Here is a 689-nt window from a genome sequence, read left to right on the forward strand (position 1 = left end):
GGCGAGGCGATCTACGAGGAGGAGGTCATGGACCTCGAGCCTCTGCCCTATATCGTCGTCATCGTCGACGAGATGGCCGACCTGATGATGGTCGCCGGCAAGGAGATCGAGGGCACGATCCAGCGCCTCGCCCAGATGGCGCGCGCCGCCGGCATCCACGTGGTCCTCGCCACGCAGCGTCCCTCGGTCGACGTCATCACCGGCACGATCAAGGCGAACTTCCCGACCCGCATCTCCTTCCAGGTCACCTCGAAGATCGATAGCCGCACGATCCTGGGCGAGATGGGCGCCGAGCAGCTGCTCGGCCAGGGCGACATGCTCTACATGGCCGGCGGCGGGCGCATCACCCGCGTCCATGGCCCCTTCGTCTCGGATGCCGAGGTCGAGAAGGTCGTCGCGCATCTGAAGACGCAAGGCCGCCCGCAATATCTCGACGCCGTCACCTCCGAGGAGGACGAGGGCGCCGAGGACGAGGACGGCGCCGTCTTCGACAAGACCGGCATGGGTTCGACCGACAGCGACGACCCCTACGAGCAGGCTGTGGCCGTCGTGCTGCGCGACAAGAAGGCCTCGACCTCCTACATCCAGCGCCGCCTCCAGATCGGCTACAACCGCGCCGCGTCCATCATGGAGCGCATGGAGAACGAGGGCATCGTCGGTCCCGCAAACCACGCCGGAAAACGCGAGAT

1 protein-coding gene is annotated in these 689 nt (G+C 66.5%); it reads left to right on the forward strand.

The features are described 5' to 3' along the window. Positions 1-689: DNA translocase FtsK (locus tag WFK61_RS26060; RefSeq protein WP_336814948.1), on the forward strand; the 689-nt coding region annotated here is incomplete at both ends.

It is taken from the genome of Allobosea sp. MMO-172, assembly GCF_037147855.1.
Classification (GTDB): Bacteria; Pseudomonadota; Alphaproteobacteria; order Rhizobiales; family Beijerinckiaceae; genus Allobosea.